The sequence below is a fragment of the Propionispora hippei DSM 15287 genome, from assembly GCF_900141835.1.
Lineage (GTDB): Bacteria > Bacillota > Negativicutes > Propionisporales > Propionisporaceae > Propionispora > Propionispora hippei.
The window spans coordinates 1-8740 of sequence record NZ_FQZD01000066.1 but is presented as its reverse complement, the minus strand read 5'-3'; the positions used below and the strand labels follow the sequence as shown (position 1 = coordinate 8740).

At 44.9% G+C, this 8740-nt stretch carries 9 protein-coding genes; 3 read left to right on the top strand and 6 right to left on the bottom strand.

Annotated features, from left to right (window positions below; genetic code table 11):
* The coding region (locus tag F3H20_RS19480) for a hypothetical protein (RefSeq protein WP_149735408.1) at positions 1 to 266 on the bottom strand (266 nt) is incomplete at its 3' end.
* A gap of 52 nt (positions 267 to 318) precedes the next feature.
* Here F3H20_RS19480 and F3H20_RS19475 point away from each other — a divergent pair.
* The gene (locus F3H20_RS19475) at positions 319 to 828 is read left to right on the top strand and encodes a hypothetical protein (RefSeq protein WP_149736508.1); all 510 of its coding nucleotides are present in this window, start codon (positions 319 to 321) and stop codon (positions 826 to 828) included.
* A gap of 211 nt (positions 829 to 1039) precedes the next feature.
* Here the strand turns inward: F3H20_RS19475 and F3H20_RS19470 are convergent, their stop codons facing one another.
* Positions 1040 to 2761 (bottom strand): methyl-accepting chemotaxis protein, encoded by a 1722-nt coding sequence (locus tag F3H20_RS19470; RefSeq protein ID WP_149736507.1) that lies wholly within the window; start codon positions 2759 to 2761, stop codon positions 1040 to 1042.
* A 669-nt stretch (positions 2762 to 3430) separates the two neighbouring features.
* A complete protein-coding gene (locus tag F3H20_RS19465) occupies positions 3431 to 4384 on the bottom strand; it encodes an amidohydrolase family protein (protein WP_223191866.1) in 954 nt (317 codons plus the stop codon).
* A gap of 239 nt (positions 4385 to 4623) precedes the next feature.
* Here F3H20_RS19465 and F3H20_RS19460 point away from each other — a divergent pair, with 239 nt between their 5' ends.
* Positions 4624 to 5007, top strand: a complete 384-nt coding sequence (locus F3H20_RS19460; RefSeq protein WP_149736506.1) for a MerR family transcriptional regulator — start codon at positions 4624 to 4626, stop codon at positions 5005 to 5007.
* Positions 5008 to 5061: 54 nt separating this feature from the next.
* Here F3H20_RS19460 and F3H20_RS19455 read toward each other — a convergent pair whose 3' ends face one another.
* Positions 5062 to 5823, bottom strand: a complete 762-nt coding sequence (locus F3H20_RS19455) for an SDR family oxidoreductase (protein ID WP_149736505.1) — start codon at positions 5821 to 5823, stop codon at positions 5062 to 5064.
* A 222-nt stretch (positions 5824 to 6045) separates the two neighbouring features.
* Between F3H20_RS19455 and F3H20_RS19450 the strand changes: the two genes are divergently transcribed.
* A complete protein-coding gene (locus tag F3H20_RS19450) occupies positions 6046 to 6609 on the top strand; it encodes a TetR family transcriptional regulator (protein WP_149736504.1) in 564 nt (187 codons plus the stop codon).
* A gap of 176 nt (positions 6610 to 6785) precedes the next feature.
* Here F3H20_RS19450 and F3H20_RS19445 read toward each other — a convergent pair whose 3' ends face one another.
* Both F3H20_RS19445 and F3H20_RS19440 read right to left on the bottom strand, forming a co-directional pair.
* Positions 6786 to 7967 (bottom strand): acyltransferase family protein, encoded by a 1182-nt coding sequence (locus F3H20_RS19445; protein WP_149736503.1) that lies wholly within the window; start codon positions 7965 to 7967, stop codon positions 6786 to 6788.
* Between the two features lie 262 nt (positions 7968 to 8229).
* A complete protein-coding gene (locus F3H20_RS19440) occupies positions 8230 to 8544 on the bottom strand; it encodes a hypothetical protein (protein ID WP_149736502.1) in 315 nt (104 codons plus the stop codon).
* Positions 8545 to 8740 lie beyond the last annotated feature (196 nt).

Genomic DNA, 8740 nt, shown 5'->3' with positions numbered 1-8740 from the left:
AAACTTCGTAACAGATCATTTTCCATTTGTAGACGTTTTATGGTTTGTTCCTGCGTTTTCGACTTTTCTGTAGGTCGTCCCTTGGGCAGCGGCGCCGCATGGCGAAGTTCTACCTCCTTGCGCAGACCGCACCAGCTCTGGATGGCATACCGACTGATTCCATATTGTCTGCTTAATTCGCGTATGCTAATCCCTCTACGATATCCCTGGACTACTATCTCTTTCATCTCCTGGCCATACCGTGACATCCCTTTTTTCCCTGACATGACAAAACCTCCAGTCGTAATTCTATCCTACGACTGGAGGCTTTTTCTTTCAATGTCCGTTTTTCCTGCTCCGGTTCAGAAATGCTTTGGCTTTTGCTTTGCCAGTAAGGAACGATTTTACACCTTGTCGACGCAACAGCTTATCGGATTGGCATCACTTCCCCCGGCTCATAGAACGGCAGCACTGGCAGGAATGACAAGAGTGACAAGAATGACAGGAATGGCAAGAGTGGCAAGACTGACAGGAATGACAGCACTGGCAAGAGTGGCAAGACTGACAGGAATGGCAAGACTGACAAGACTGGCAGGACTGACAGGACTGACAGGACTGACAAGACTGGCAGGACTGGCAGGACTGACAAGACTGGCAGGACTGACAAGACTGGCAAGACTGGCAAGACTGGCAAGACTGACAGCACTGGCAAGAATGACAAGAATGACAAGACTTACAGGAATGACAAGACTTACAGGAATGACAGCTCCCCATCGAGAAACAGGACTGGCAACTGCCCATCGAAAAGCAACTAAGTCTATCGTCATCATCGCTATCACGAAACATTAACCAATCACCTCCATATAAAATTCGGGGTAACCTATTAACATAATATGATAACACTATGTCAGGTGTTACATTGTTTAAAACAGCAATGGAGCTGATTAAGTCAAGCGCCCGACAGTCTCCCCTTCCATAAGCTAAGAGTGCTGGTGGACAACCAAGATAAAAAATCAGCAGGGCTATGGAATTTGCAGCTTCCCTAGCCCTGCTGACTTAATTATACGTGAAACTTACTAACTTGCTCCTGAAGCTCTTGCGCCAGCTTGGCCAAGGTTTGGCTGGCAGAAGAAATTTCTTCCACAGAGGCTAATTGCTCCTCGGCTGCCGCTGAAACAGACTGCGTTTCCTCCGATGACTTTTTGCTGAACCCATCAATTTTTTTAACAGACCCCACAATTTGCTGGCTGCCGCCCGCCATTTCCTGAACAGCGGCTGAAATTTCTCCGACCTGATTAGAGGTCTGCGACACCAGTTCAACAATCTCCCGGAAGGCCATGCCGGCGGCACTGACTACTTCAGCCCCGGTCCTTACCTCGCTAGTTCCTTCATTCATGGCCACTACGGCTTTATCCGTTTCACTCTGAATTTCATAAATGAGACTGGCGATTTTTTTAGCAGCTTCCTGGGACTGCTCGGCCAGTTTGCGTACTTCTTCCGCCACCACCGCAAACCCTCGCCCCTGCTCGCCTGCCCTTGCCGCCTCAATGGCCGCATTCAGCGCCAAAAGATTGGTCTGGCTGGCGATCCCTGCGATAGTATCCACAATCTGACCGATTTCCTTTGATCGTTCTCCCAGCTCACCTACGACTTTCGCAGATGTATTGACGGTTTCCTCTATCTGGGTCATTTGATTTACTGCTTTGTCAACGGTTTTTCCGCCCTGCCGGGCTCTCTCAGCAGCTAGCGCTGATTGCTCAGCAACTTGATTGGTGTTGATTGCTACCTGTTGAATACCGGCTGACATCTGCTCCACGACCGCCGAAGCTTCATTCGCTGCCGCCAATTGCTCCTCGGCCCCGTTGGCTACCATTGTAATGGAAGAGGCTATTTGATCGGCTGCCTGGGCCGATTGCTCAGAACTGACAGTTAGTTCTTCCGATGAAGCGGCAACATGTTCTGCGGCTTTCGATACCTGACTGACTACCGTCCGAAGATTTACCGTCATCGCGTCAAAAGCTACTGCTAATTGACCTATCTCGTCACTCGATTTCATACTGAGTGCCGGGACTCTCAGATCACCGTCCGCAACCTTTTGCACACTTTCCAACATTCTGTTAAGCGGCTTAGTAATCATCCTGGATATCGTATAGCCCACAGCAATTGCCAGCAACACGGCCACCAGGCTTATTCCTATAATCCCCTGGGCAGCATTTTTCGCGTCTTCCTCGCCATTTTTATTTAACATCTCAGCTTTTTCTTCGTTGTAATCGGCAAGCTTTTTCAATGTATCATTCAAGGTATCCATCAAGGTACCGGCATTTTTTGTATAATAATCAAAGGCTTCTACCTTTTTTCCGGCCTGGACAAGGTCGACAATTTTAGTTCTTTCTTGCCGCCATTTTTGCAAGGTATCCATCGTCACGGCAAATTCTTGTTTCTCGAAGTCTGTAGTTATTGTTTTTTCATAATCTCCTAACAACCGGTTTGTTTCTTCTATAAGTTCCTCCATTTCTTTCAGTTGCTCTGTCTCATCCTCCTTATTCAGGCCAGGATGCGTGAGGGTAATAACAATTCCTTCTACAGCACGCGCTTGCCCCCGTGCTGCATTCAGCCATTTAACGGGCTGCAGACCTTCTTTATACATTTTTCCTAAATCATTACTAAGTTTGACATTATAATAATACCCGACATAGCCTACGCCCGCCATAAATATGGCGGCAATTGAAATAAGTACTGTGATTTTGACTGCCGTTTTAAAATTACTAAACCATAATAACATACTTAGCCTCCCTTAACATTTGTAAAATTTCACTATTAGTGCTTAGCCCAGTTTCCTCAGTTCGTTAACTACTACAATTATGTTTTCTGTAGACTAAGCAAAAAAATTACAATGTAACACAAGATGCTTTTGTTACATTGTAAAAACTATAGACCACAGTGAATATAAGCATTCAAAGGCTTTTTAAAACATTGATCAAATACGCTTTGTTCTCAGTTGCTTTTTCCTTGTTTTTAAAATTAATTTCTAATTATAGAGGATTTCATTATATTTCATCGTAATATGTAAAATAACAAAGGTAAAAACAGGTAACAAAAGCATCTTGTGTTACCATCTAAACTCAACGGGGACAGTTCCTGAGAGTCGATAATTGCCCTACTGTCCATCCCGCTAATTCATCAAACTATTCAACGCCGGCATATTTCATTAGTACCGTCTCCAGCTTCCATGTCAAGTCTAATTTTATCCATAAAAAAAGAGCAACCCTAAAAGATTGCTCCCTGGAAAGTCCATTGCTGTCAGTATTAATATCATTACAATCATTAAATCAGTCCTTGTGGTTCTGCAACGAGTAGGGCTGATTTTTTTTGCCATATTTTACTTCCCCCACTGCCAGTTGATTCCATACTTCCTTCTAAAATTAACCTCATGTTACTGAATGCGGCTCCTTTATAGGCGCAGGAGCCGTTCGGCATTGCCGTGTGCGATCTTTTCCCTGTCAGCACTGCTGACAGGCAACTGGGCAAGGAAGGCCCGCCCCTTTTCCATTGAACCGTAGGGATAGTCTGCCGAGAACATGATGCGGTCCACACCGACCTCCAGCAACAGATTGAGGAAAGCAGCAGTAAAATTAAAACCACTGAAGGTGTAATGGATATTCTCTCTCAGATAGGCCGCCACCGGGCGCTGCAGCTTAGTCAGTTCCGGCTGCATAACCAGATCAATCCTTGGCAGCATGAAAGGCAAAGCCTCGCCCATATGACCAATTATGAACTGCAGCTTGGGATAACGGTCGAATACCCCGCCGAGAATAAGGCGCAGAATGTGAACAGCGGTTTCGATGTGCCAGCCCCAGCCCGCCGTCGAAAGCATGCGGGTCACCTCCGAGGAAAAGTTGCCCGTGTAGTAGGCATCAATTACCGGCTGCGGCGGGGGCGCCGGATGCAGGTAGAGAGGAACCTGGAGCGCTTCCGCCTGTTCCATAATGGGCCAGAAAAATTCGTCGTCCAGGTAGCGTCCCTGAATGTGGCCATTGATCACCGCCCCCCTGAAACCATGTTGGCAAACCATCCGTTCCAGTTCATCGGCGGCAAGCTCAGGAACCGCTGTCGGCAGGGTCGCAAAACCCGCGAAACGGCTGGGATGACGTTCTATCGCCGCTGCCAGAAAGTCATTGGCACTGTTGGCGATTTTCACCGCCTCGTCTGCGGCTAATGCCTCCGTACCGGGAGAGGTTAGCGATAGCACCTGCAGGTCGATTCCGGCGGCGTCCATCTCAGCGATCCGGCGTTCGTTGAGGTCACACAGTTGCTCACCTTTGTTGTGAAAGGACTGCCGGCCAAATCTGTCGATAATATCCGGAGAGGCAAAATGCTCTTCCAGTGTGATGATGCGCATCGTCATTGATTACCTCCTTAACGCTTCTTGTCAATAAGCTCCCTTTTGCCAGCACGCCAGAGTCAAGCTTCTGCCTGACACAGAACGCGCTTTTATCTAGTGTTACTAGGATTTCTTTACAGCGTTGCTTTATTCTTTCATTTAAATTATTATGAAAGCTTTATCTTGCCTCCTTTTCGTGCTATGTTTACTGTAGAGCATTCGAGCAGCACGAAGTCAAGCGTTTTCGAAAAGGAGTTAGAATCATGTACACAGTCAAAGAAGTAGCCCAGAAAATAAAGCTCACAGAGCATACTATCAGATTTTATACAGATAAGGGCTTGGTCCCGAACGTACAACGTGACAAATACAACAATCGTCTTTTTGACGAAGAGTCGCTTAATTGGCTGATCAGGGTGAAGTATCTTAAAGATTGCGGTATGTCGATAAAGGATATCAACCACTTTGTCGAACTATACCAGCAAGGAGATTCTTCCCTCCTTCTCCGTTACGAAATTATTTTAAAATACAGGGAGATGGCACGGGAGCAGTTAGCGGAGGCAACGGGCAGGCTTGCGTTTATGGAAGAAAAGGTCAGGCGCTATCATACCATCATCAAGCAAGTCAGTTCGAACGATACAAATACATGATCACCAAACAGAAAAACCGCTTTTTCAGCGGTTTTCTTGACAAATAACAGCGATTTATTCAATGGAAGCTTTCATGGCGTCGTACATTTTTTCTGCATACTCATCAATTTTATCGCGGGACATACGCAAGCGTTCTACGGAAGTGCCATAGCCAATTTCTGCTTTACCTGCTTCCAGTCCCTCGAAAATGCCGTCGGCAAAGGCATCTACCGGTTCCCCATGAGTATGCAGTCCTGCTCCGGCTAAATCGGTATTTACTGCCGGTGGAGCTACCTCAATCACTTCTATGGCTGTGGCGGAAAGCTGGTGTCTTAAGCTCATAGTATACGAATGAAGTGCCGATTTGGTAGCCGAATAAATCGGGGCAATTGCAAGAGGTGTAAAGGCCAGCCCGGATGTCACATTAACAATAGCCGCCTCTTCCTTCTTGGCAAAATAGGGCGCAAACAGCATGGAAAGATGAACAGGGGCCTCCAGATTGACTGTAATTTCGTTACTGAAATAGCGCCAGTCGTACTTTTCATCTGGTTTTAGCACATTGAACCTTTGTTGAATTCCTGCGTTGTTAACTAATACATTGATCTCTGGATAATTCCCGGTTACCCAACTAAATAAGGCGATACGCTCTGCTTCTATCGCTATATCGCACTTCCGGGTAATGATGCCGGGAAACTTTTCTTTGGCTCTCTGCAATACCTGTTCACGTCGTCCGCAAACAATTACTTTGTTTCCTCTCTTGATAAATCGTTCAGCAAAAGCCAGTCCGATTCCGGAACCGCCGCCCGTAATGAGTATTGTGTTGCCCGATAGTTTCATATCCGTTCCACCTTTCATTTTATAATCGCATAAATACTAACCGGTTAGTTAGAATATATAATAAACTAACCGGTTTGTCAATTATATAATCATATGATATATTGTGAATAATATACTATTGCTCCACCAACCTTGAAAACGGAATTTGCTGACGGTCAACATTCCGCCGTCATCTTCCAGTTTCAAATTGGGCAGAGCACTAGCACAAGGAGGGGTTCCCGGTTGGGAAACGCTGAAGCAACCAAAGAACGAATATTAGAGGCAGCAATGGAAGAATTCTCGTCCTATGGCATCGCAGGCGCCCGTGTTGATCGTATTGCCAAGAAGGCTAACTGCAATAAGAATATGATCTATATCTATTTTGAAAATAAAGAGACACTTTTTACCACTGTTCTGCAGAACAACTTGCAGCGGGTCTACGAAGAAATCACCTTCACACCCGATGATCTTCCCGGCTATGCGGTGAGAGTATTTGATTTTGCGATAGCCAATCCCGGCTTATATCGCTTACTGGCTTGGTACAGCCTGGAACAAAATACGGTTAACTTAGCTGAACGTACACTAGTTCAGCAAAAAAAAATAACCGAGCTAATGAATGCGCAAAGGTCCGGGCTGATTGGTTCGACTTTCACGCCGGGTTTTCTTCTTACGGCCATCATGGTTTTAGCCACCGCCTGGACGCCGATTAATCCATTTGGCCCCTCCTATGAACCTAATGCTTTAAAAATGCCGGCAGAGACCAGGGAGGCAGTTTTCCAGGCTGTTAGCCTGCTTGCGAAAGCTTAAAGCAGGCTTGTGACAATCAGACCACATGCTTCCTAACACACAAACCGACCAAAAAGAATGGCCAGCATCTGCAAAGATATGCTGGCCATTTCTATTCACCCCTCTGGATAAACTCGCTTTCCAGTTCCCACTCTTTTTCAATATATCCGCGCGCTTATCGACGAATAGTTCCTCTTTTAAGAGCTGTGATCCAGAATTTGAGCTGGCTTTTTTCTGCTTATAGATATAACTCTCCCGATGATATATTCTGATACCAGATAACATAGGACCACAGCTAACGTAGACACCGAAACAAATTTGATCCACACCGGAGCTTCCAACTTCTGTACCAGGCAAGCTATCGGCAGAAGAATAAAGTAATTTATATAGTAGATAGTATACGAATTGGCAGATAACCTGCGCCATAGATATGCATCACTGTTAAAGAAATCCCGGAATAGTACCATAAAACCAAACGTAGCAGCGAGGTTAAAAATAGAATGCACTAACGCGTGACCTGCCTTAAGCAATAATGGCGTAGTATCGCTAAATACAATTCTGTAGGCAGTAAAAATGGCGAGCATAACTACAAACGCAAAAAACCAACGGCCAAACTCAGGATTGTACCCGGCTTTAGTAAACCATAAGTTACGCCAGGCATGTACGCCTAACCCAAAGTAACATAAATACAGCCCAATACGTGTCGGTTGAATATGGGCTATATAGGCTACACTGACCCATTCATCTGAATGAAAATAAAGATTGGCAACAAAGAAAGCGATGGCAGGCACCAGACAAATAAATAAAAAAGTACCTATAGATGGCGAAGAAGGGGATGTTTTCCTCTGGCAGAATGATGGCGAAAAATGATATACAACCGTAAGCAGGGCAAAGAACCAGGCTAAGACACCCAAAAACCAATAATGTGCCTGATTAAAAAATGGAGGTTGAAAGAAATTTGCCCAAAAAGACATATAGCTTGGTGGTATATCCATACGACTAAACGGGATTACGTAGGTAATCAGCGGTGCAAAAAGTAATACTCCGATTACCCATGGGACAACAATGCGGGAAAACTTACTGCGCCAAAATTCGGCTGTCCCCTTTTTTATCAGTACAGGCAACGCAAAATATCCGGCAATGAGAAACATAATTGGCATAATAAATACATCGACAACCATTACCAAAAGATCGAATAGCATATTATTTTTTATATCGATTACATACCACCATTCCGGCGGTTTAGCCATATATCCGATGGAAGTGTGCATAACAACAACCATCACAATAACAAATGTCCGAAGATTATCTAAGTAATACATTCTGTCAGTATTCTCTGCCCTTGGTTGGGGAAGCTTGCCTTGAAAACCCTTGCTCATAAAAGCACCTCTCTCTGTATTGTCGTATAAAACTATTATTTGCAATATTTATGCCAATTTGCAATGGGTTACTCCAGGCTGCCGCCGTTCCAGCAGTGATAAGCACCGGCGGATCATTTTTAGGACTCGGCTTCTAAGGAATTGCTTAGGCGGTAATCAAAAAAACGGGTAATAAACAACCTCTGCCGGGAATTTTTACCCACTTTACCATAGGTGGCGACAAATTTTGAACGCCCTCGATTATCAATATGGTTGAAGCCAATTACCTTGAGAATTTCTTCCGGGCCCAATAATCCAGCTCTTTAACGTGCTTTTTTCCTATGGTTAATCCATAAATAATTAGCAGCACAATAACGAACGTAAACAAGTCAAATTCTTTTGTCGTAATAAAATTTACTACCCCCAAGAGTACTTGCGGAATAACACCGGTAAGTATCAATATGACCGATGCTGCCTTAAACCAAAACTGCGATTGCATTTTGTATCTCGCATATAGCATGAAAAAGGTTGCCCACCAGGCAAACACTTCAAGCGTGAGTAAAATAGCCCATTTGTTTTCCATGATTGAGTCGTACATACTATTCATTCCTCCATTTCATCAAGTTGAACATTCATAGACTCCCCCAAAAACTTCAGCCGCTGTTATCAAACAAAAAAAGCCTTGAGAGTGCGTAAAGTTGAACCGCCCCAGGAAGGATAGACACAAAAGAGAAAAGCCAGTCGTAGAATATCTTTGTATTAAGCCGACTGACGCCGTTTTTCGGATGGCGTCA

Bases quoted from the DNA above. Each gene is read 5' to 3' on its own strand.
- F3H20_RS19445 (WP_149736503.1), bottom strand. From the start codon at position 7,967: ATGAGCAAGGGTTTTCAAGGCAAGCTTCCCCAACCAAGGGCAGAGAAT.
- F3H20_RS19455 (WP_149736505.1), bottom strand. From the start codon at position 5,823: ATGAAACTATCGGGCAACACAATACTCATTACGGGCGGCGGTTCCGGA.
- F3H20_RS19470 (WP_149736507.1), bottom strand. From the start codon at position 2,761: ATGTTATTATGGTTTAGTAATTTTAAAACGGCAGTCAAAATCACAGTA.
- F3H20_RS19460 (WP_149736506.1), top strand. From the start codon at position 4,624: ATGTACACAGTCAAAGAAGTAGCCCAGAAAATAAAGCTCACAGAGCAT.
- F3H20_RS19475 (WP_149736508.1), top strand. From the start codon at position 319: ATGTCCGTTTTTCCTGCTCCGGTTCAGAAATGCTTTGGCTTTTGCTTT.
- F3H20_RS19440 (WP_149736502.1), bottom strand. From the start codon at position 8,544: ATGTACGACTCAATCATGGAAAACAAATGGGCTATTTTACTCACGCTT.
- F3H20_RS19465 (WP_223191866.1), bottom strand. From the start codon at position 4,384: ATGACGATGCGCATCATCACACTGGAAGAGCATTTTGCCTCTCCGGAT.